Here is a 21,283-nt window from a genome sequence, read left to right as displayed (position 1 = left end):
TTTTTAGGTTGTTGGGAGGCGGCCGGGGGATGGAAACGGGTGGAAATGACAGCCGGAAATCGGTAAAATAGCAGGGACATCTTTGGTTTTTTACAGAAAGTGGGCTGCATACATATGGATGAGTTTTCATTATCGGTATTGTTGTTTTTGGTTTTGATCGGTTTTCTCGCTGCATTTGTGGATGCGGTAGTCGGCGGGGGCGGGCTGATTGCCATGCCGGCGCTTCTTTTTACGGGTATGTCGCCGCAGACGGCGCTTGGAACGAATAAGCTCGCAGGCACGATGGGCTCCGGGACAAGCATGATCTCGTTTCTCCGGCACGGCCAGATTAACAAGCGTCTCGTCTTTACGCTTTTCCCCCTGGCGTTTGCAGGGTCAGTCCTCGGCGTAATCGTCGTGCAGCGGATTCCGCCGGATATTCTGGAGCCGATCATTTTAATTCTGCTTGTTGTGGTGACGATTTATACGCTCGCGAACAAAAATCTGGGCAGCCTGTCTACGTTTCAGAGCATCACCCGGAAGGTGTGGATTGTCGGTGCGCTTGTCGCTGTGGTCCTCGGATTTTATGACGGCTTTCTCGGACCGGGGACGGGCTCATTTTTGCTGTTTGCCTTTATTTTTCTTGGCTTCAACTTTGTCGAAGCTGCCGGAAACGCCAAGGTGCTGAATTTTGCAAGCAACATCGGCGGGCTGCTCGCGTTTATCTGGTTTGATTCGATTCATTATGCATACGGTCTGCCGATGGGGGCTGCGATGATTGCCGGCGCATACGTCGGCGCAAATGTCGCCATTAAAAAAGGATCGGCCTACGTGAAGATGCTGTTTATCATTGTAACCATCGCTTTAATCGCTAAAAACGCCTGGGATTATTTAATGTAAAAAAAGTCTTCAAAAGAAGGCTTTTTTATTTTTCTTAAATTTTTTTAAATAAAAGTGATCCAATCAAAAACTTCGTGCGTAAACTGAGTAGTTCTTGCAAAAAAGCATCATGCAGATAAAGGAGGCGGGCGGTATGAAGCAATGGATAGTAACGGTGCTTACAGCTGCTGTGGTTTCTATCGCCATTGGCTTCGGTGTCTACGCCCTCCTTCCTGTATTCTCCCCACCGCCGGAAACGGAAGTACTTTCGGGGGAGCCGGCGGGGCAGGAAAAAGCTTCAGAAACAGATACCGCTGCTCCGGCAGAAAAAGAAAGCGTGACCGGGGCGGAGGGATTGGCTGCTTCTGCAGAAACAGAGGAAGTATCGCTCTCTGACCCTGAGGAGTTATCTGTTTTATCCATCGATGTCTCGGCTTCCTTAGAGCCGGTAGGAGTTTTGGACAATGGACAGATGGGCGTACCCTCGAGCGAAAACGGAGTAGCCTGGTTCGAGCCGGGCCCGGAGCCGGGAGAGAAAGGCAATGCCGTGATGGCAGGCCACGTGGATAGTATTGACGGCCCTTCTGTATTTTACGAGCTCGAAAACGTGCAGGCAGGGGAAAAAGTCCACGTCACAACCGAAGACGGGCAGGAGCTTGTGTTTGAAGTTCAGCAGGTAGTGAGCTACACGCGGGAGGAAGCTCCGATTGAGGAGATTTTCGGAGGCGGTGACAGCCGGAATTTAAATCTGATCACCTGTGCCGGCACGTTCGAGCAGGAGCATGGGACGCATGATGAACGGCTCGTCGTTTACACGGAGCTTACAGAAGAAAGCGAACAGATGCTTTTGGCAGCAGATTAACACATCGATGGATATAAAGGAGAGCGATTGAGCAACCGGGGCCTCAATCGCTCTCCTTTTATTTGTGTTTGCCCGACTGTGTTTGGGTTTGCCCTCCATCTCCGGTACAATGGAAGAAGCAGTGTGAACAAACAGGAGGGAACCGAAATGAAAATAGTTGTATTTGGGGCGACCGGAAATACCGGAAAACGTTTTGTCCGCAAAGCATTAAAAGAGGGCAGTGAAGTAGTAGTATACGCCCGCAACCCGGAAAAATTATTGATTGATAATGAAAATTTAACTGTTCATGAAGGGAAAATTACGAATTACCAGAACGTCTATGATTCCCTGAAGGGCGCAGATGCGGTAGTCAGCCTGCTCGGCCGCAAGGAAGCAGCGAAGGGCACACCGCTCAGCACAGGCATGTCCCACATTGTAAACGCGATGCAGGAGCGGGGCATCAGCCGTCTTGTGGCAGTGACAAGCTCAGATGTAAAAACCCCGCAGGACGGCGCGTCCAAGCGGTTCAGTCTGCTCACCACCGGCTGGAAAGTGGCGAAGTTTAAAGGCTCGAATGAAAATGCGAATGCCGCTGATATTATCCGCCAGTCAAATCTGGACTGGACGCTCGTCCGGGTGCCGGTGCTTTCCGATAAGCCTTCCGGCGAAAACGCGCCGACCGCAGGCTATCCCGGCCGGCATGACCTGAAAAATACGCTCTACCGCCAGACCCTGGTGGATTTTCTGTACGAACAGCTTGAAACGAGTGACTTCTCCAGGGAAGCTCCTGTATTAAGCAACTAAATACGATAAAAAGCAGGGCCGAAGTTTTTCGGTCCTGCTTTTTTTATTCTTATTAATCCTGCCACACATCTTTTGCGATGGTTACAACGTGCTCGAGCTTTTTCCACTGTTCATCTTCAGTCAAAACATTCCCTTCCTCGGTCGAAGCGAACCCGCACTGCGGGCTCAGGCAGAGCTGCTCAAGCGGTACGTACTCGGATGCTTCCATGATTCTTGCTTTCACGTCCTCCGCGTTTTCAAGCTCCCCGCTTTTGGAGGTGATCAGACCGAGCACGACCTGCACATCCTCGCGATTGATGAAGCGGAGCGGTTTGAAATCGCCGGCACGGTCGCTGTCATACTCGAGGAAGAAGCCGTCCACATTGACGCTGCCAAATAAAATATCGGCCACCGGCTCATAGCCGCCGGAAGAGATCCACGTAGAGCGGAAGTTACCGCGGCAGATATGCATCGTAATTGTCATATCCTCCGGCTTGTAGGCGACAGCTTCGTTGACCGCCCGTGCATGGCGTTCCACCAGGGAACGGTGGTCGATGCCCTCCTGATTCATACGCTCCACCTGTTCCTCGGAGCACAAATACGCCCAGGACGTGTCGTCGAGCTGCAGGTAACGGCAGCCGGCGTCATAAAACGCCTGAATCGCTTTTTGATACGCCTTCGCCAGGTCGTCGATCATGTCTCCCGGACCGCTGTAAAGGTCGGTCTCAATCTCGCTGCGAAGGTGCAGCATATTCGGGCTTGGTATCGTAAACTTTGCCTCGGTGCTGCCGGTGATCTGATGAAGATAGCGGAAATCCTCCAGCATCGGGTGCTTGTCGCTAAAGTCAATTTTTCCGGTTACTTTAATGCCGCGGGCCTTCGTCTGCACACCTTCAAACTGAATGCCGGAGTCTTTATCGTAGGCCTCCACACCAATTAAATCCTCAAGAAAGTCAAAATGCCACCAGGCGCGGCGGAACTCTCCGTCTGTAACAGCCTGAAGCCCCGTTTCTTTTTGCTTCTGAACGATGCGCTCGATTTCCTTATCCTCTACACGGCGCAGCTCGTCCGCAGAAATGGATCCATTCGCGTAGCTTTCACGTGCTTCTTTAATAGCGGCAGTACGCAAAAGGCTTCCTACCTGATCTGCCCGGTAGGGAGCTTTTGTCCGCCAGGATGCTGATTGTGCCATACTCTCTCTCCTTTAAAAACCATTGGTAAATATCTTGAAGCTTATCAAAATTTTGAATAGAAGTAAATTGCTTCAGAGGGACACAAGCCTTGAAATAATATATATAAACAGTAAAAACAAAAGAAACAGGGCGATACTTCCGGCAATAAGGAAATAGAGGAAGCGTTTTTTATTTTTCTCGCCGGTATAAACGATGAAATACCTTAAGCCTGCGACTGTGAGACCGACTGGAATGATTAAAACGAGCGGATGAGTGAGAAAGGTTAGAAGCTCGCTGGAGATGAAAAAAAGCCGGATCGTAAGCAGCACAGCATAGACAGCCAGAACAGCGAGAGCGTAATTGATATAGGTGTGAGCACGTGTCGGCAAGCAAAAACATCCTTTTAGCGTGGTTTTGCCTTCATTATAACAAATGAAGGTTCGGGTGCGTTGATGCCGGAGCCGTATATGGTCTGAAATTAGTGCGCTACATTATTTAACAGACCGCTTAATAAAATGTAAATTTTAGGTACAATTAGTTTTAACTTTCTGTAAATATAGCCCAAATATCACGGAAATGTGTTTATACTCTGAGATGTGCTGAAAAAAATCGTGTGGGAATTCTGCGCGGGAAGTACAGAAAAAATACATAAATGGGGGTTTTTTGATGAAGAAAAAATGGTTGGCAGGGCTTACGCTGGCTTCAGCAGTAACGGTCACAGCAGCATGTGGTTCTTCGGGTGGGGAAGAAAGTGAAGGCAGCCAGGATTCCTCCAGCTCCGGGGAAGGCTCTTCGGAGGAAATGGAAGAGCTGCGGGTGCAGTTCGTGCCTTCGCAGGATGCTGATTCGCTTGAAGCAAAAGCAAAGCCGCTTGAAGAACTTCTCGGGGAAGAGCTGGGGATTCCCGTAGAGGTGAGTGTGTCCACGGACTATAATTCCATCGTGGAGGCCATGAATTCCGATCAGGTGGATGTCGGCTTCCTGCCGCCTACAGCGTACGTACTTGCCCACGAGCAGGAAGCAGCGGATGTACTTTTGCAGGCCCAGCGTTACGGGGTAAATGACGACGGGTCCGAGACAGATGAACTGGTGGATTATTATCTGTCGCAGTTTATGGTGATGGAGGACAGCGACATGGAAAGCCTTGAAGACCTGGAAGGAAAACGGATTGCGTACCAAAATACGACGAGCTCTGCCGGATTTGTATGGCCGGCTGCAGAAATGATGGATGCGGGACTTGAGCCGCTCGAGGACGTGGAGCCGGTTACGGTAACGGGGCATGACCAGGCGATCGTATCGCTTTTAAACGATGATGTGGATGCCGCGGTTACGTTCCAGGACGCGCGCAATACCGTTGTGGAGGACTACGATTCAGTATTTGAAGATACAAAAATTCTGGAATTTACAGAAAAGATTCCAAACGATACTGTTTCGATCCGCCCGGAAATTGAAGGCGAGATGAGAAAAGATATTGCTGACGCCTTTATTTCCCTGGGAGAAAATGAAGAAAGCCAGGAAATCATTCGCGACATTTATTCTCATGAAGGCTATACCGAGTCCGACGATAGTAACTTTGACGTCGTTCGTGAATACGAAGATAAAGTATCAGATCTTACTGGCAACGAATAGGTGTCTGCACAGCCGGTGTCAACCAGGGGGACTGTCTGTTCAGGCATTTGCCCCTTTTTTGACTCAGGCAGAAACGCCGCTTAGAAAAAGGGGATGCTCGTATGATTACGTTCAGGCAAGTGTCAAAAACGTACAGTAATGGCACAAAAGCGTTAAATAATATTGATTTGACGATCGAACAGGGAGAGTTTGTGGTAATAGTCGGTCTCTCTGGGGCAGGAAAATCCACACTCCTAAGGACGATTAACCGGATGCACGAAGTGACCGAAGGGGCAATCACGATTGACGGAACCTCGATCACGGAAGCGAGAGGGAAAAACCTTTATGCTCTCCGCCGGGATATTGGCATGATTTTTCAGCAGTTTAATATCGTCAAGCGTTCAAGCGTATTAAAAAATGTACTGGCCGGAAGAGTCGGGTACCATTCGACACTACGTATGATTCTCGGTATGTTTCCCAAAAAGGATAAGGGCATTGCGTTTGAAGCCCTGCGCCGGGTGAATCTGTTAGAAAAAGCTTACGTACGGGCCGATCAGCTCTCCGGCGGACAGCAGCAGCGGGTATCTATCGCGCGGGCGCTCGCCCAGGAGCCAAAAGTGTTTTTGGCCGATGAGCCGGTCGCTTCGCTCGATCCATTAACGACGAGGCAGGTCATGGATGACCTGCAGAGAATCAATCGGGAGCTTGGCATCACGATGGTCGTGAATCTGCATTCTATGGAGATCGCCCGCAAATACGCAACGAGAATTATCGGCTTAAAGGCTGGGGAGGTAGTTTTTGACGGACCGATTGCAGAGGCCACGCCGAAGCGGTTTATGGGTATATATGGGGAATCGCTTGAGGATGAGGATCAGCAGAAAAACGGCAATCAGATGCATGAGGAGGCGGTGCAATGAGCACGTCGACGATACAGAAGCACAGCATTCCGAAGCCGCCCTCCAGATTGAAACACCTTCTGACCGCTGCTTTGATCGCTCTGATTTTAATCGGGAGTACCTGGCAGGTGGAGTTTTCGTTTGCAGAACTGTGGGAAGGTATTCCAAATATCGGGGATTTGCTCGTGCAGATGTGGCCGCCGGATGCGGCTTATGTCGGCAGCGTTATCACCCCGATTCTTGAAACCGTGCGGATGGCATTTTTGGGAACCACATTCGGTGCGATTCTTGCTCTTCCGATTGCTTTATTATCGGCGAGAAATATTTTTTCGTCGGCCTGGATCACCCTTCCGGCACGTATGGTTATGAATTTAATCCGTACGATGCCTGACCTGCTTTTGGCAGCACTTTTTGTGGCCGTATTCGGTATCGGTCCGGTGTCCGGAGTGTTTGCGCTAACGTTCTTTTCGCTTGGCATTATTTCAAAGCTGATTTACGAAACGATTGAAGCGGTGGACCAGGCGCCGCTCGAAGCAATGACAGCAGTAGGTGCCAATAAAATCGTATGGATTGTGTTTGGCGTGTTTCCACAAATCGCTGCCTCCTTTTTATCGTATACGCTGTATGCACTCGAGGTGAACGTCCGGGCAGCAGCTATTCTCGGCCTGGTAGGGGCCGGAGGCATCGGTCTGTATTATGAAAGCACTCTTGGGTTTTTCCAGTACGGCCGGGTAACAACCATTATCTTAGTGACGCTTCTGGTAGTCATGCTGATTGACTACTTGAGTACGAAAGGCAGGGAACGTCTGGCATGAGTATGCAAACTGACTGGCCGGCGGCGCCGAAGCAGGGGAAATGGAAGCTGTACACGGGTCTTGTTCTTTTGGCTCTCGTATACATATGGGCATTCGCGGGTCTTCCGCTGCTCGAAATCAAGGAAACGTTTGTCGAAATTATCGGGTCCATCATCGGCGGAATTTTCTCGCCGGACTGGGGATACGTATACGACCCTGCCGGGGAGGACCTGATCCGCGGGCTGCTGGACACGCTTGCGATTGCCCTTCTTGGAACAGCGATTGCGGCAGTTTTCTGTCTGCCATTCGCACTGCTTGCGGCCCGGACGATCATGCGGATTAAGCCTGTCTCCGGATCATCGAAATTTATTCTTACCTTTATCCGTGTCTTTCCGGAAATCGTTCTTGCTCTGCTGTTTATTAAGGCGGTAGGGCCGGGGGCGTTTGCCGGTGTGCTCGCTTTGAGTATCGGTACAATTGGCTCTCTCGGAAAGCTGTTCAGCGAAGACATTGAAACAGCCGATTTAGCCGCTCGGGAAGCCTTGATGGCTACAGGGGCCAATCACGGCAAAACGTTATGGTTCGCTGTGCTCCCGCAGGTGCTGCCCAGCTATTTTTCCTTCGTGCTGTACCGGCTTGAAATCAATCTCCGGGCCGCTACGGTGCTCGGGGTCATCGGCGCTGGCGGCATCGGAACCCCATTAATATTTGCGCTTCAGACCCGGGACTGGGAAAGGGTTGGGATTATTCTGCTTGGTATTATTGTCATGGTTACGATCGTTGACATTATTTCGGGGAAAATCCGTTCCCGGCTGACGTAAAAATGCCCGTGCTCTCCGAGAAGCACGGGCTTTCGTCTGCTATAGAGGGATAACGTAGAAAAATACGGCAGAGAAATGGGCGGCGGAGCCGGCGAGCACAAAAAAGTGCCAGACGGCGTGATGGTAGGGAAAGCTCCGCCACATGTAAAACACGGTGCCGGCCGTGTACAATACACCTCCAACAACAAGCAGCAGCAGGCCGCTGGAGGGAAGGGCATTTACCAGCGCCGGCCAGGCGATAATGATGATCCACCCCATGCCAATGTAAAATACAGTCGACAGAATGCGGAACCGTTTGGTGAAGAAGGCTTTAAAAATAATACCGATAAAGGCAATGCCCCATACAACGCCGAACAAGACCCAGCTTAAGGTGCCGTGGAGTGCATGAAACAAAAACGGGGTATAGGTGCCTGCAATAAATAAGTAAATGGCAGAGTGATCAAACACTTCAAACAAATCCTTGAGTCTGCCCGGTGAAAAGCTGTGAAGCAGCGTGGAGCATACGTAGGAAATAAGCATGGATGTGCTGAAAATAGAAACGCTTACCACATGGAGGGCTGAAGCATTCATGGAAGCGAAAACGATCATAATAATAAGCGCAGCAGCGCTCAGCAGAGCACCGATGCCGTGCGTGACTGCGTTAGCGAATTCCTCCCGTTTAGTAAACGTGTGGGTTTGGTCCTGCATACGCCGCCTTCTTTCATTAAGAATAGTTTCTTCATTATAACTCATTTTCAGCAGAGTTTCGAACAGGTATAAATGGCTGCGGATTTGTTTGCCGGATGGAACCGGGCGGGTATGAGAAGCCAGAATGGCTTTAATTAAGTAAGGAAAGAAGGGACCACAATGAAAGCAATAGGGTTTAAAAAGCACCTTCCCATCGAAGAAGAAGCAAGCTTTGAAATGTTTGACGTGGCAAAATCAGAGCCGAAGGGCCGGGATCTGCTTGTGCGTGTCCAGGCGGTCTCTGTAAATCCGGTGGATACAAAAATCCGCGGAGGAAGTGAAGGAACGGAAGAAGCAGAGCCGCAGATTCTCGGCTTTGACGCAGCTGGTGTCGTAGAATCGGCAGGCGAAGAGGCTTCGCTGTTTCAGCCCGGTGATGAAGTATATTATGCTGGAAGCAATCTGCGGCCCGGATCCAATCAGGAATATCAGCTGGTGGATGAGCGGGTAGTGGGAAGACGGCCTGTGCAGCTTTCCATGGCCGAAAGTGCTGCAATGCCTTTAACTGCTATTACTGCGTACGAAGCGCTGTTCGACCGGATCGGAATTGTACCGGAACGGGACCGCGGAGCATCTGTACTCGTGTTAAACGGCGCCGGCGGCGTTGGCTCCATTGCGATTCAGCTCGCCAAATGGGCCGGGCTCGATGTAGTCGCTACTGCTTCACGTGAAAAAACAACTGCCTGGTGCGAACAGATGGGGGCAGACAAAGTGATTAACCACCGTCAGCCTCTGTGCAAGCAGCTCCAGGAGGCCGGATACGACGGAGTCGATTATATTCTCTGCTTCACCGATACGGCCGAGCACTGGTCGGGGATGGCCGAGTGCATCCGTCCGCAGGGAACCATCTGTTCCATTGTAGAAACAGAGGAGCCGCTTCCGCTTACCGATCTGCAGGCAAAAAGCGCCGCCTTTATGTGGGAGTTTATGTTTACGCGGCCAATGTACCAGACGGAGGATATGATCCGGCAGCACGTCATTCTGGGCGAACTGGCTGACCTGTTTGATCAGTCGACGATCAAGCCGACGCTCACCAAAACGCTGACACCACTGAACGCCGAACAGATGAAAGAAGCGCACCGGCGGGTGGAGTCGGGTAAAGCGATCGGTAAAATTGTTCTTGAACACTGGGAGTAAATGAAAACGCACCGCGGCCAATTCCGGCTGCGGTGCTCTTTTTTGAGATTAGGAGGCGACTCCGAGAGGAGAGAAGATCACATAAAGAATGCCGATGCCGATAATCAGGCCGGCCGCTGCCGGCTTGGCAAATTTCCACGGGACCATGTCCACCGGTGCTTCGTTTTTAAATTCGAAGGGCTCATCCATCGGCTTGAATTTCCCGGCCACGAGCATCACGATAACGCTGAGCGGAAACAGCACACTCAATACATAAAGGAAATTGAGCTCTCCGATAAAGACTTTGCTTGCTCCGTACAAAATGATGTGTACCGGTACGGCCACCTTTGCGGCAAACGGTGATACGTTTTTTGTATAAAAGCCGACGACCATAATGGCAAGCACCGGAATGTTAAAGAAACCAAACATTTCCTGCAGATAATTGTACAGCCCTGACGGGGCAAACAAAATAAAGGGCGAAATAAAGATGGAGACAATAGCGACAATCATGGCAAACCGCTGCCCGGAACGAACGAGGGCTGCTTCATCGGCATCCGGGTGAAACAACGGTTTATATAAATCAAGCGTAAACAGCGTAATGACGCTGTTGATGCCCCCGTTAAACGAGCTCAGGACAGCGCCGAACAAAATAGCTGCGAACACGCCGGTCAGCACCGGCGGCAGCAGATCGGTCACGAGCGTCGGATAAGCGGCGTCTCCATTCGCGAGGCTGCTGCCGTACAGATGATAGGCAATCACGCCCGGCAGCACGAGGTAAAAGGCGCCGAATAATTTAAATAGGGCAGTAATCATGACACCCTTCTGGCCTTCTTTTAAATTACGTGCCGCAAGCGGGCGCTGAACGATGGCCTGATTAATACAAAAGTAAAAAAGATTGTTAAATAAAAGCCCCATAAATATTGTCGGCCACGGCACCTGGGCGTCGTTGCTGCCGTCGATGGCGTTTAATTTGTCAGTATGCTCCGAGGTGAGCGTCCCAACCCCGTTAAACATATTGCCATTGCCGAGCGCCATAAGCCCGAGTACGAGAATAAGAATACCACCGGCAATTAGTCCGACGCCGTACAGTGAATCCGCGGAGGCGATAGCCTTCAGGCCGCCGAACACAATATAAAGCATGCCGATAAGTCCGATGCCGGCAGAAACAATTAAGACGGTGAAAAACTGGCTCGTGCCAAGCACATCCGAAATATCAAATATCTGATCAAGCACAAGGGAGCCCGAATACAGCACGGTCGGCAGAAACGAGGAAGCAAACCCGAGCAGCATAAGTAATGAAACGATCTGCCTTGTCCGCTGATCATAGCGCTTTTCAAGAAACTCGGTAACGGTAGTTACGCCCGCCCGTAAGTATTTAGGTAAAAACATAAATGCCATAAAAATGAGCGCCACTGGTGTAGTAACCTCCCAGGCCATCGAAGCCATCGAGCCGGTGTACGTCTGCCCGCTAAGTCCAACGAGCTGCTCGGTGGAGAGATTGGCAAGCAGGGTGGATGAGCCAATGGTGAGGGCCATCAGACTGCGGCCGCCGAGAAAATAGCCCTCCTGGCTCTGCATATTAATGTTTTTCGTCCGGTAGGCGGCGTAGCCGGCAATGGCGATAGTGATAAGTATGAATGTAAAAAGTGAAAACATGATGTCCCTTCTTTCCTGCTGTATGAGTTTATCAAAACGTTTTGAATAGTGCGCACGAAAAAAGGTTTACCCCTGCCAATTTCCGCGCAAACCCCTGATAACAGCGAATTGTATAAAAAACATCATAAAGATGATTTTTTAATACAAATACAAAAGTTGATAAAAAGGAAATGATAACCCTTACATGATGAAGACAAAAAAATCAACAGAAAAAAATGTGACAATTTTGTGTCGTAAGCGTTTTACAGTCTAGACGCATGAAAGTCCAGCCTATAGAATAAGTACTCGTTGTGGGATAAACAGAGTGAAAAATTCATTAATCAATATATCAAGGAGGGATAACAATGATCGTACGCAATGGCCAAACGTTCCGCCCAATGGTGATGATTGCCATGTTCATGATTTCTACGTTCGCTATCGGTACTACTGAATATGTCGCCATGGGGATTTTGTCGAATGTCTCTGACTCCTTTGGCATCACGATTTCTGCCGCGGGTCTGATTGTCAGTATGTATGCGCTCGGCGTCGCCGTGCTTTCGCCAATTGCCATATCTCTTCTGGTGAAGTTTCCAAGGAAGTATGTATTAATCGGACTCATGCTGTTATTTATCGGATCAAGCGTGGCCAGCGCCCTGGCGCCAAATTACACAGTGCTCTTGTGGGCGCGCGTCTTCTCTGCATTGATGCACGGACCGTTCTTTGCCATTGCGATGGTTATGGCAAGCGAAGTTGTCCCTCCATCGAAAAAATCCGGAGCGGTGGCAGCCATTAATGGCGGACTGACGATTTCCTTAATGATTGGTGTGCCGTTCGGTGCATATATCGGAGATTTATTTGACTGGCGCATAGTGTTTGCCGGTATTGCCGGACTCGGCGTGATCAGCCTGCTCGGGATTATCTTTTATGTACCAAACATGAATGCCGAAGAACCGACATCCATGCGAAAAGAGCTTGGTGTTTTCAAAAGAAAACAGGTGTTGTTTGCGCTCGCTATTACAGTATTCGGCTATTCAGGTGTTTTTACCGCCTACACGTATATTGAGCCCCTGCTTCAGGATATAACAGGCTTTGGTCCGGCAGGTATAACGCTTTCCCTCTTTTTATTCGGGGTCGGAGGCGTTCTGGGCAATATGCTTTCGGGGCGTCTGAATGCGGAGTCCCTGCTGAAGCCGCTGATGGTGGTGATGGCTTCACTGACCGTGATTCTGTCGACGCTAACCTTAACGAGTACCATCCCATGGCTCGCCCCGTTATCGGTGCTTCTGCTGGGAATGGGAGCCTTTGGTACAGTACCAATTCTGCAGACAACGGTCATCCGGGCAGCAGAGGGTGCGCCTTCAATTGCAAGTGCGTCCGCGGTCTCTGCCTTTAACCTGGCGAACGCCTTTGGCGCCTGGGTTGGCGGTGTTGTGATCAGTCTTGGGCTGAGCCTGCCGCTGATTGGCATGGCCGGTGCTGTCATTACGCTCTTAGGTCTGATGCTTTCGTGGCTCTCCTTCCGTTCCAGTGAAAAAGAATCCCGGGAAAGCAGCCAGGGAGTACCGGCAGCAGATTCCTACTAGGAAAATGAAAAAATCCGCACGCTCCTGTTCCGGGCGTGCGGATTTTTTCATTTAAAGATTGGCGGCAATATCAGCGGCGTATTGGAAGGATTTCTTTTTTGCTTCAAAATCATAAATATTGGTAATACCCATCAGTTCATCAAGCCCGAGCTTATCCCGCAGTTCACGCAGCTGTTTTTGCACAGCAGCCGGGGAGCCGATAACAGCACGACGCCGATTCTCCCTCACTTTTTTCCATTCCTCCTGAGTCCAGGAGCCGGGATCTACGCTCTCCGGGGCAGGCACTTTCGTATTTGTGCCCTTTTCGACATTCAGAAGCCACTGGTCCTGGCTCAGCGCCAGGTGCTCAGCCTCTTCATCGGTAGCCGCACAGACAATAAATACACAGGCAGCGGCCACCGGCCGGGGCTGCCGGTCGCTTGGGACAAAAGAAGCGTGATATTTACGGACTGCCTCAATGCCCTGATCCGGGCTGATAAACTGGCCGAACATGAAGCCGGCACTTTGTTTTCCGGCATCCCGGCCCCCGCGCTCGGACAAGCCGAGCACCCAGGTTTCCGGCAGGGAGCTGCTCATCGGGGAGGCCTTAATCGAAGCATAGGGGTGATCTCCGGGAAGGGAACGGTCAATAAACCCCTGGACTTCCTGAAGAAGCCGGGGGAAGGCGGACATGCTCTTTTTATTGCCATCTGTCAGAGCTTCCCGGATGGTGTTGCCCCCGCCGGGAGATCTTCCAATGCCAAGGTCGATCCGTCCGGGAAACAACGCTTCAAGCACTTTAAAGTTTTCCGCTACTTTGTACGGGCTGTATTGCGGGAGCAGGACGCCTCCCGAGCCGATACGGATGGTTGTAGTGACGCTTGCGAGATGCGACATCAGAATTTCCGGCGATGAGCCGGCCAGGCCGCTGGTGCTGTGGTGCTCGGCCACCCAAAAGCGGTGAAATCCCCATTTCTCCGCTGTTTGAACGAGTTCACGGGTGTGTTCGAAGGCTTTTTCGGGGGTCTCGCCTTCTGCAATTGGTGACTGATCAAGAATACTGATATTCATCTTCGTTCCTCCAGCTAAACAGAATGTTTTTCTATGCTAGTCCAGTGTAAAAGAAAAACGAAAAAATCTACAGTAAATGAAATGGGGAAGAGCAATGAATGCAGAATCGACCCGTCGTTGGATTCAACAGGTATACGGTATAGAAGCAGCTTCGCCCGGGCCACAAGGATCCAGGCGCTGTAGTGTAAGGGATAAAGAAGGATTGGTGTGGGAGCTTGTGACCGGTGAGCTTGTGCTTCCGGAAAACGAAACGATTTGGTGGCTTGAAGTTGGTAACGATATCAGCATCAAAAAGACAAGAGAGGGAGATAAACTGGCGGATGCCGGGGAGGCAGGCTGGGCCTATATGTATCAGAGGAAGCCGGTAAGCTGTGAGCACGCGGGTAGGGAAGAAGAACATTACCGGCAGCTTGGTGCCTGTCTGGCAGAAAAGCACCGCAGCTGGCACGAGAAGCTGCCGCTAAACGACAAAGACAGAGTTTGGCTGGCAGAGCAGACTATAAAGGCAGAATACCGGCAGATGGAGCTGCTGCTTCCAAAAGGCCAGACGATGATCCGGCGAAGCGTCGATGCGCTGTTTCCCGTGATCGAACGTGCAGCCCTTCAGCTGGAGGACACAGGCTTTGTTTTCAGAGAGATAAACAGGGAGAAGGGGAATGCTGGGGGAGGGGGTTTGTTCCCGGGAGCGATGCCGGGGGTGCATGTAAGCTTATATGACCTTGCTGCGCTGCTGCGGGACATTCTGCTTTCCCTTTCCGGCGAACAGGACTATCAGCCCTTTGCCCGAATGGTTTTTAATGAACTGCTCGCCGGCTATGACAGCGTGCGAAGCATACCGCTTTCTTCACTGCAGCAGTTTGCGAATATTCTGGAATGGCACGACCTGTATCAGTATGCCCTGCTATGGCAAAAAGATGCCACGGGGGCAGAGGCGGCAGTCAGAGTAAGGGAGCAGATCCGGCTTGAGCACCGTCTGCCGTTGCTGGAAATTTAAAAGCGGCAATTACTTCGGGGGGATCATCGTAAAAATTTCACCACTTTCAAAAATGCGGATCACTTCATCAAGCCACTCATAATAGCTCAGGGCGTAATTGATTTTTTCAAGATCGTGCTGAAGCACTCCGATAAGATAAGGATCCTCCGATTCCTCTAAGCAGGATTCAAATTCCTCTTTGGCGCGGCGGGCTGCCTTTTGATTATTATCCGAGGCCTCCCGCCAGCGGTTCACAAAAATAGAGGTAAATGATTGATACCAATCGTCGTTGGATTGGTACAGATCCTTGCGTACTCCCCTTTCCCATACCCGTTCGACCATGCCTGCGTCCATGAGGGCCCGTATACCGGTGCTCATACTCATTTTACTCATGCCCAGTGCCTCGCTCATGTCATCGAGTGTCATGGGACGCTTGGCAAACAGCATGGTGCCGTACAGGCGCCCGTTGGTATCGGAAACACCGTATAGGCCCATGTTCTGGGCAATCGTGGAAATGAACTGGTTTTTTGCTTCATCCAGCTTGTTCTGAATATGCTGCTCCTTCTTTTCCATACGGGCCCCCCTTTTTGCATGTATGGTTAAAGTTTAGCAAACTGATTTAAAATAAAAAAATTGAATATTCGGTCGTTAAGTCCTTTAATCAGCAGATATTAATAGATATAAGTATATAATGTATGTACAGTATATACTTTACGCCTCAAAAGGCTTTAAATGGCATGATAAAAGTTTTGTAACTTTTAGCCTAATAATATATAGTAAAAGAGTGATAATAAATTTAGACAGAGACATAGTAAACGAGGTGTGAAACGTTGGCGAAGATAGAAGTGGAGAACTTAACCAAGGTCTTCGGCAAACGCCCGAACCGTGCAATTAAACTGCTGGAACAGGGGAAATCGAAAGACGAAATCCTGGAAGAAACCGGCTGCACGGTTGGTGTGAACCGAACCAATTTTTCGGTGGAGGCCGGAGAAATATTTGTGATCATGGGACTTTCCGGGAGCGGAAAATCTACACTTGTGAGACTTCTGAACCGGTTAATTGATCCGACCGAAGGAAGCGTCTGGGTGGACGGGGACGATTTGGCCCGTATGGACGACAAAGGGCTGAGAGCGGTGCGCAGGGAAAAAATGAGCATGGTTTTCCAACAATTCGGACTATTTCCGTTCCGTACGATTCTCGACAACGTCGCGTACGGCCTGGAGATCCAGGGGCTCGAGGAGCAGGAGAAGAAGAAAAAAGCAGATGAAGCTCTGCAGCTGGTCGGCCTTGGCGGTTACGGCAACATGTACCCGGATGAATTGTCCGGGGGGATGCAGCAGCGGGTCGGCCTGGCACGGGCGCTTGCAGCGGATACAGATATTCTGCTGATGGATGAAGCATTCTCGGCGCTTGACCCTCTGATCCGGAAGGAAATGCAGGACGAGCTGCTTGAACTGCAGGGCCGGATGAAAAAGACGATTGTATTTATTACCCACGATTTGGATGAAGCTCTCCGGCTCGGGGACCGCATTTCGATCATGAAGGACGGGCGGGTTGTTCAGATCGGCACACCGGAGGAAATTCTTCAGCACCCGGCAGATGACTACGTGGCCCAGTTTGTGGAGGATGTGGACCGCTCCAAGGTATTTACTGCCGAAGCCGTCATGAAACGTCCTGAGACGCTCACGATTGATAAAGACGGTCCGAGAGCGGCACTGCAGCGCATGAAAAGGGAAGGTATTTCGAGCCTGTATGTAACCAATAAAGACCGGACACTGCTCGGAATTATTCATGCTGATGAAGTATCACAGCTGGTGGAGCAGGGCTCGGAAGATATTCGGAGCGTTCTGCATGAAGATGTGCCCACGGTGCAAAAGGATACCGTAGTTAAAGAAATGATCGAGCTGCTTACATACAAAAACACACCAGTAGCCGTCGTTGATGAAGATAACAAGATCGTAGGCATCGTCGTAAGAGGCTCTGTCATGGCGCTGCTTTCCGGTAAGGAGGTGGAGGCCGTTGAGTAACATTACACCGCTGCCGCTTGCTGCCTGGATTGATGCGTTTGTCGAATGGCTGACCCAGGCCGAATTTATCTTTGGTCCTCTTACCGATTTTATAGGATATATCATCAGTGGCTTTGAATGGTTTTTCGGCATCTTTCCGCCGTGGCTTCTGCTGATCATTATGGTCGGATTAACCTTTTGGTTTGCCGGAAGAAAAATCGGTCTGACGGTATTTGTTCTGCTTGGGCTGCTGCTTATCTGGAACCTGGGCTACTGGCAGGACATGGTACTGACGCTTGCAATTGTGCTGACCGCCGGGGTGATTTCCATTGTCATCGGGGTGCCGGTTGGCATCTGGATGTCGAGGAGCTCTGCGGTTGAGGGCACGATAAAGCCGGTGCTCGACTTTATGCAGACAATGCCCGCCTTTGTGTACCTGATTCCGGCGGTGGCCTTTTTCGGCATCGGGATGGTGCCGGGCGTTGTGGCATCGGTCATCTTTGCGATGCCACCGACGATCCGTTTCACCAATCTCGGGATCCGTCAGGTGCCGACAGAGATTATTGAAGCTTCGGAGGCCTTCGGGTCGACGGGCAATCAGAAGCTGTTTAAGGTGCAGCTGCCGATGGCGAAAACGACAATCATGGCCGGGATTAACCAGACGATCATGCTGGCGCTTTCGATGGTCGTTATTGCCTCGATGATCGGGGCAGACGGCCTCGGAACAGCCGTCTATTTTGCAGTCGGCCGGAACGATGTCGGCGGCGGCTTTGAAGCAGGTCTTGCGATAGTGATTGTAGCGATCATTCTCGATCGTCTGACCCAGGGCATTGGAGCAAGTAAACGAAAATAGGTATACCTCCCGAAACAGGGAGTAGCCATATAAATTATGAACAAAAGGGGAGTAATTCACATGGAAAAATTATGGAAAAAAGCTGGTTTAGGCGCAGCCGGAATTTCAATGGCAGCAGTGATGACCGCCTGCGGTGGCGGAGGCGGCGGGGATTCAGAAGAATCCGGCGGCTCTGACGATTCCGGATCGAGTGAAGAATCCTCTTCCGGCGGCGGTTTTGGTGAAGAAGTTGATTATACGATCACTGGTATTGATGCCGGTGCTGGTATTATGTCTCAATCAGAACAGGCCATTGAAGATTACGGCCTCAGTAACTGGAATCTGCAGTCGAGCTCCGGTGCGGCGATGACGGGCGCACTCGGCGATGCGATTGAAAATGAAGAGCCGATTATTGTTACCGGCTGGACTCCGCACTGGAAATTTGCAGAATATGATCTGAAGTATTTGGAAGACCCGGAAGGCTCCTACGGCGAAGGTGACGATATTCATACCGTCGTACGCCAGGGACTTGAAGAGGATATGCCGGGAGCGTATCAGTTCCTCGACCAGTTCCAGTGGGAAGCTTCTAACATGGAAGAGATCATGGTAGAAATTCAGGATGGCACCGAGCCGGCTGAAGCCGCTGCTGCCTGGGTGGATGAAAACGAAGATATGGTATCTGAGTGGACCGATGGGGTGGAAGAGGTTGACGGCGAAGCAATTGAGCTCGTTTATGTAGCCTGGGACTCGGAAATTGCTTCCACCAATGTGGTCGGAGAAGTGCTCACCGATCTTGGCTACGATGTCACGTTAACACAGCTTGAAGCCGGACCGATGTTTGCGGCTGTTGCTGACGGCGAAGCAGACGGCATGGTTGCCGGATGGTTCCCGAATACACACGCAAGCCAGATGGAAGAGTATGGCGATGACTATGAAGATCTTGGTGCGAACCTCGAAGGCGCGATTACCGGCCTGGTCGTTCCAGAATATATGGATATTGATTCCATTGAAGACCTTCAAGGAGAAGAATAAGTACAACCGTAAGCCGGAGCTCTCAGGAGCTTCGGCTTTATTTATGTCTTTATAAACACCAAATGCCCGCAGGCTTCTGCCTGCGGACATCGGGAAGTGGCACAATTATGAACCGGGCCAGCGGCATCCACTGGCTTTAAATGATCCAATAATCGAGGTATGGGGGTGGGGTAGTAATGATATACCCGTTTTCCCTATATTTAATCTGCCTGATTGTAAAAATATAAAAATCCCGCTGATGGAAAGCGGGATTCGATTTATTCTGTACCGAAATATTGTTTAGCTTTTTCCAGATACGGCTCTGTTTCCGGTGTGAGTTCAGTATCCTCGATGATAGCTTCTACTGGACAAACAACTACACAGGCACCACAGTCGATACAGACGTCGGGATCAATATAAAATTGCTCTTTTCCTTCTTCAATACAGTCTACAGGACAAACATCCACGCATTCTCCTGCTTTTTCTTCTATACATGGCGATGTAATGACGAATGCCATTTTGGTTCACCTCTTTTCAAAGTATTTCAAGAGATTTATGATTACGCGCTGAAAAACTGTCTCTCCATTGAAGAAAGCCAGCGCCTGGTAAGAAACCTCTCTTTCTCTAGTGTAAAACATATAGTGTTCCTTTACAATTACCTGGCGATAAGTATAATAGGTTGTGAGTCTAAAATTGATTAAACATATTAAAATACTATGAATTATAAAAAAGGAGGTGACAGTGTGTCCTGGGAAATTGTATGGGTGCTGATTATCGTATTGGCGATGATTGGAGCATTGATGAAGGAGATCGCGCGGCCGGGTATTATTTTTTTATTCGTTCTTTCCCTGCTGCTGATCACAGGGATTATTACACCACAACAGGGGCTGAAGGGGTTTGCCAACCAGGGCATGCTGACCGTAGGCCTTCTTTGTATTATCGCAGGGGCTGTTCAGCAGACCGGCATCGTGGACCGGTTCGTTGAAGGGGTGCTTAGCAAGGGACGCACACCGAGAGGATCACTAATGAAAATGATTGTTCCCTCGGCGCTGATGAGTGGTTTTTTAAATAATACGCCGATCGTTGCCACGTTTTCGCCGCTTGTGAAACGGTGGTGCGAGAAATATGACCTGGCGCCGTCTAAATTTCTGCTTCCCTTATCCTATGCCACGATTATCGGCGGCACGATTACACTGATAGGAACGTCCACCAACCTTGTCGTGCACGGACTCCTGCTGGAGCGGGGCTACGCGGGGTTTCACTTTTTTCAGCTTGCATTGATAGGCATACCGGCAACAGTGGTGGTCACTATTTTTATTTTAACGATTGGTATAAAGATTCTGCCGGACCGGAAGCCGCCGTTGTTTTATCAGAAGGAAGGGCGCCGGAAATATATGCTCAAGCTCGAAATCGCCCCGGGCTATAACCACCTCGGAGATACGCTGAAACGGGCGGGTTTTATTAACGATCCGTCGCTGCAGCTGCTGGCCTTACTGCCAAACGGAGAAACAAAAAGCAGAGAGCCTGTCGGACACCACATTCTGGAGCAGGGTGATTGTCTGGTGGTATACGGAGATCTGGCCCAGGTAGCGAGGCTTGAAAATACGGATGGTCTCGATATTAGAACGGAAACGAGTGAGAAAAAAACGGCTGAAGAGCCGAAGGACCGTAAGCTGATGGAAGTAATGGTAACCCACTACTCCAACCTTCTATTTACAAAGCTAAAGGACATTTTCTTTGACCAGCGGTTTGATGCTGCGATTATCGGTATTCACCGTTATGATGAGAGCTATTCTCCCGAAATGAAAGAAATGGTGGTAAAGCCGGGAGATACACTACTTCTGCTGGCTGGTCCGGAATTCGAACAAAAAACGAGCGCCCATAATGATTTTCACGTACTGAAAAACAGCGTGAATCCTTTTTTGAAGGGGCCGAGGTGGAAAAGCTGGCTGCCGCTCGTCATGATGATGCTGATGGTGGGTCTCGCTGCCCTGCAGATCATTCCTATTTTCTATGCAGCGCTGATCGCCGTCGCCGGCCTGCTCCTGACAGGCTCGCTTTCGCTGATGGATGCCCACCGGTATGTTCCATATGAAGTGCTGCTCGTCATTGCTGCTGCCTTTGGGCTCGGGGAAGCGATGATGAGCACAGGTGCGGCCCCGCTTCTCGCAGAACGGATGATTGACTGGTTTATGCCTTTCGGAGTGCTCGGAGTGTTTACAGCCCTTTATGTACTGACAAATGTGTTTACCGAAGTGGTAACCAACAATGCGGCGGCTATCGTGATGCTCCCGGTGGCACTGGAAACAGCGGATATTTTGTCTGTCTCTCCGCTGGCAGTTGCGGTGATTGTCGCAATTGCAGCGTCCGCTAGCTTTATTACGCCGATCGGCTACCAGACGAATCTGTTTGTGTATACGCAGGGCGGCTACCGGTTTACGGATTTTATGAAAATCGGCGTGCCGGTGAGTCTGATTGTTATGGTCATTACCATCAGTATTACATGGACGGTATGGGGTTAAAGGCTGGAAAAGCGCCGGCAGTTTTTTTATACTGAACATAAAGAAGAAAGAAGGTA

General features: G+C 50.3%; 21 protein-coding genes. 14 read left to right on the top strand and 7 right to left on the bottom strand.

The genetic code is table 11. From position 1 onward, the window contains the following. Positions 1 to 114: 114 nt before the first annotated feature. The 3 genes from ACTTK7_RS05380 (at position 115) to ACTTK7_RS05370 (ending at position 2,503) form a co-directional block, all read left to right on the top strand. The gene (locus ACTTK7_RS05380) at positions 115 to 879 is read left to right on the top strand and encodes a sulfite exporter TauE/SafE family protein (RefSeq protein ID WP_462866418.1); all 765 of its coding nucleotides are present in this window, start codon (positions 115 to 117) and stop codon (positions 877 to 879) included. A gap of 133 nt (positions 880 to 1,012) precedes the next feature. Beyond that, the gene (locus tag ACTTK7_RS05375) at positions 1,013 to 1,720 is read left to right on the top strand and encodes a class F sortase (protein ID WP_462866416.1); all 708 of its coding nucleotides are present in this window, start codon (positions 1,013 to 1,015) and stop codon (positions 1,718 to 1,720) included. Between the two features lie 147 nt (positions 1,721 to 1,867). Then, positions 1,868 to 2,503 carry an NAD(P)-dependent oxidoreductase gene (locus tag ACTTK7_RS05370; protein ID WP_462866414.1) on the top strand — a complete coding sequence of 212 codons (636 nt, stop codon included), beginning with the start codon at positions 1,868 to 1,870 and terminating at the stop codon, positions 2,501 to 2,503. A gap of 52 nt (positions 2,504 to 2,555) precedes the next feature. Here the strand turns inward: ACTTK7_RS05370 and ACTTK7_RS05365 are convergent, their stop codons facing one another. Together ACTTK7_RS05365 and ACTTK7_RS05360 are read right to left on the bottom strand one after the other, a co-directional pair. Then, the gene (locus tag ACTTK7_RS05365; RefSeq protein ID WP_462866412.1) at positions 2,556 to 3,674 is read right to left on the bottom strand and encodes a 5-methyltetrahydropteroyltriglutamate--homocysteine S-methyltransferase; all 1,119 of its coding nucleotides are present in this window, start codon (positions 3,672 to 3,674) and stop codon (positions 2,556 to 2,558) included. Positions 3,675 to 3,746: 72 nt separating this feature from the next. After that, positions 3,747 to 4,043 carry a hypothetical protein gene (locus ACTTK7_RS05360; RefSeq protein ID WP_462866410.1) on the bottom strand — a complete coding sequence of 99 codons (297 nt, stop codon included), beginning with the start codon at positions 4,041 to 4,043 and terminating at the stop codon, positions 3,747 to 3,749. Positions 4,044 to 4,320: 277 nt separating this feature from the next. Here ACTTK7_RS05360 and ACTTK7_RS05355 point away from each other — a divergent pair, with 277 nt between their 5' ends. The 4 genes from ACTTK7_RS05355 (at position 4,321) to phnE (ACTTK7_RS05340) (ending at position 7,773) form a co-directional block, all read left to right on the top strand. After that, positions 4,321 to 5,283 (top strand): phosphate/phosphite/phosphonate ABC transporter substrate-binding protein, encoded by a 963-nt coding sequence (locus ACTTK7_RS05355; RefSeq protein WP_462866408.1) that lies wholly within the window; start codon positions 4,321 to 4,323, stop codon positions 5,281 to 5,283. 101 nt (positions 5,284 to 5,384) lie between these two features. Beyond that, on the top strand, positions 5,385 to 6,179 hold the full coding sequence (phnC, locus tag ACTTK7_RS05350; RefSeq protein WP_462866407.1) for a phosphonate ABC transporter ATP-binding protein: 795 nt from the start codon (positions 5,385 to 5,387) through the stop codon (positions 6,177 to 6,179). Next, complete coding sequence (gene phnE / locus ACTTK7_RS05345; protein WP_462866406.1) at positions 6,176 to 6,973, top strand: phosphonate ABC transporter, permease protein PhnE; 798 nt, start codon at positions 6,176 to 6,178, stop codon at positions 6,971 to 6,973. The genes phnC and phnE (ACTTK7_RS05345) overlap by 4 nt, the downstream gene beginning before the upstream one ends. A 2-nt stretch (positions 6,974 to 6,975) precedes the next feature. Continuing rightward, positions 6,976 to 7,773: a phosphonate ABC transporter, permease protein PhnE gene (phnE, locus tag ACTTK7_RS05340; protein WP_462866444.1), complete on the top strand. Its 798-nt coding sequence runs from the start codon at positions 6,976 to 6,978 to the stop codon at positions 7,771 to 7,773. Between the two features lie 39 nt (positions 7,774 to 7,812). Here phnE (ACTTK7_RS05340) and trhA read toward each other — a convergent pair whose 3' ends face one another. After that, complete coding sequence (gene trhA, locus ACTTK7_RS05335; RefSeq protein WP_462866405.1) at positions 7,813 to 8,460, bottom strand: PAQR family membrane homeostasis protein TrhA; 648 nt, start codon at positions 8,458 to 8,460, stop codon at positions 7,813 to 7,815. A gap of 159 nt (positions 8,461 to 8,619) precedes the next feature. Here trhA and ACTTK7_RS05330 point away from each other — a divergent pair, with 159 nt between their 5' ends. Then, on the top strand, positions 8,620 to 9,636 hold the full coding sequence (locus ACTTK7_RS05330) for a zinc-binding alcohol dehydrogenase family protein (protein ID WP_462866403.1): 1,017 nt from the start codon (positions 8,620 to 8,622) through the stop codon (positions 9,634 to 9,636). 48 nt (positions 9,637 to 9,684) lie between these two features. Here the strand turns inward: ACTTK7_RS05330 and ACTTK7_RS05325 are convergent, their stop codons facing one another. Continuing rightward, complete coding sequence (locus ACTTK7_RS05325; protein ID WP_462866402.1) at positions 9,685 to 11,271, bottom strand: solute:sodium symporter family transporter; 1,587 nt, start codon at positions 11,269 to 11,271, stop codon at positions 9,685 to 9,687. A gap of 344 nt (positions 11,272 to 11,615) precedes the next feature. Here ACTTK7_RS05325 and ACTTK7_RS05320 point away from each other — a divergent pair, with 344 nt between their 5' ends. Beyond that, entirely contained in the window at positions 11,616 to 12,833 is a 1,218-nt protein-coding gene (locus tag ACTTK7_RS05320; protein WP_462866401.1) for an MFS transporter, read from the top strand. Between the two features lie 51 nt (positions 12,834 to 12,884). Here the strand turns inward: ACTTK7_RS05320 and ACTTK7_RS05315 are convergent, their stop codons facing one another. After that, positions 12,885 to 13,883 carry an LLM class flavin-dependent oxidoreductase gene (locus ACTTK7_RS05315; protein ID WP_462866399.1) on the bottom strand — a complete coding sequence of 333 codons (999 nt, stop codon included), beginning with the start codon at positions 13,881 to 13,883 and terminating at the stop codon, positions 12,885 to 12,887. A gap of 94 nt (positions 13,884 to 13,977) precedes the next feature. Between ACTTK7_RS05315 and ACTTK7_RS05310 the strand changes: the two genes are divergently transcribed. Continuing rightward, complete coding sequence (locus ACTTK7_RS05310) at positions 13,978 to 14,877, top strand: hypothetical protein (protein WP_462866398.1); 900 nt, start codon at positions 13,978 to 13,980, stop codon at positions 14,875 to 14,877. Positions 14,878 to 14,886: 9 nt separating this feature from the next. Here ACTTK7_RS05310 and ACTTK7_RS05305 read toward each other — a convergent pair whose 3' ends face one another. After that, complete coding sequence (locus ACTTK7_RS05305) at positions 14,887 to 15,429, bottom strand: GbsR/MarR family transcriptional regulator (protein ID WP_462866397.1); 543 nt, start codon at positions 15,427 to 15,429, stop codon at positions 14,887 to 14,889. A 257-nt stretch (positions 15,430 to 15,686) separates the two neighbouring features. Here ACTTK7_RS05305 and ACTTK7_RS05300 point away from each other — a divergent pair, with 257 nt between their 5' ends. Genes ACTTK7_RS05300 through ACTTK7_RS05290 form a run of 3 tightly spaced genes read left to right on the top strand, consistent with a single transcriptional unit; the run spans position 15,687 to position 18,726 of the window. Continuing rightward, a complete protein-coding gene (locus ACTTK7_RS05300) occupies positions 15,687 to 16,883 on the top strand; it encodes a quaternary amine ABC transporter ATP-binding protein (RefSeq protein ID WP_462866395.1) in 1,197 nt (398 codons plus the stop codon). Then, the gene (locus tag ACTTK7_RS05295) at positions 16,876 to 17,715 is read left to right on the top strand and encodes an ABC transporter permease (protein ID WP_462866393.1); all 840 of its coding nucleotides are present in this window, start codon (positions 16,876 to 16,878) and stop codon (positions 17,713 to 17,715) included. The genes ACTTK7_RS05300 and ACTTK7_RS05295 overlap by 8 nt, the downstream gene beginning before the upstream one ends. A 60-nt stretch (positions 17,716 to 17,775) precedes the next feature. After that, entirely contained in the window at positions 17,776 to 18,726 is a 951-nt protein-coding gene (locus ACTTK7_RS05290) for a glycine betaine ABC transporter substrate-binding protein (protein ID WP_462866391.1), read from the top strand. 257 nt (positions 18,727 to 18,983) lie between these two features. On the opposite strand, the gene ACTTK7_RS05285 is transcribed toward ACTTK7_RS05290, so the two are convergent. Then, positions 18,984 to 19,223: a DUF362 domain-containing protein gene (locus ACTTK7_RS05285; RefSeq protein WP_022793374.1), complete on the bottom strand. Its 240-nt coding sequence runs from the start codon at positions 19,221 to 19,223 to the stop codon at positions 18,984 to 18,986. Positions 19,224 to 19,448: 225 nt separating this feature from the next. On the opposite strand from ACTTK7_RS05285, the gene ACTTK7_RS05280 reads away from it, so the two are divergent. Beyond that, entirely contained in the window at positions 19,449 to 21,227 is a 1,779-nt protein-coding gene (locus tag ACTTK7_RS05280; protein ID WP_462866389.1) for an SLC13 family permease, read from the top strand. The last annotated feature ends 56 nt before the right edge of the window (positions 21,228 to 21,283 follow it).

The organism is Marinococcus tarijensis, from assembly GCF_054971385.1.
This window is presented reverse-complemented; position numbering and strand designations above follow the sequence as displayed.